Annotated in this window: 1 protein-coding gene; it reads left to right on the top strand. The window is 71.1% G+C overall.

Annotated elements, in window-relative coordinates; translation table 11 throughout:
- A partial coding sequence (locus VL15_RS43015; protein WP_048252212.1) for a hypothetical protein occupies window positions 1-556 on the top strand: 556 nt, incomplete at its 5' end.
- Between the last annotated feature and the right edge of the window lie 33 nt (window positions 557-589).

Genomic DNA, 589 nt, shown 5'->3' with positions numbered 1-589 from the left:
CGTCGCCGTGGCTGCCGCCGTTACCGTTGCCATCACCGTCGCCGTGGCTGCCGCCGTTACCGTGACCGTTGCCATCACCGTTGCCATGGCTGCCGCCGTTGCCGTGGCCGTTGCCATCACCGTTGCCATGGCTGCCGCCGTTGCCGTGGCCGTTGCCATCCCCGTCGCCGTGGCTGCCGCCGTTACCGTTGCCATTACCGTCGCCATGGCTGCCGCCGTTGCCGTGGCCGTTGCCATCCCCGTCGCCGTGGCTGCCGCCGTTGCCGTGGCCGTTGCCATCCCCGTCGCCATGGCTGCCGCCGTTACCGTGGCCGTTGCCATCGCCGTCGCCATGGCTGCCGCCGTTGCCGTGGCCGTTGCCATCACCGTCGCCGTGACCACCGCCACTGCCGTGGCCACCACCGTCACCATCGCCGTGGCCGCCGCCATTGCCGTGACCACCACCATCACCGTCGCCGCCGTGGCCACCATGTCCGCCATGGCCTCCGCTGCCCGAGGTACTGCCACCCGAAGTGCCGCCGCCCGAAGTGCCGCCACCCGAAGTACCGCCACCTGAGGTACCGCCACCCGAAGTACCGCCGCCTGAAGT

The sequence above is a fragment of the Burkholderia cepacia genome, assembly GCF_001039005.1.
Taxonomy (GTDB): Bacteria; Pseudomonadota; Gammaproteobacteria; order Burkholderiales; family Burkholderiaceae; genus Burkholderia; species Burkholderia theae.
Note: the sequence above shows the minus strand (reverse complement) of the source record. Positions and strands in the feature narration are given on the sequence as shown.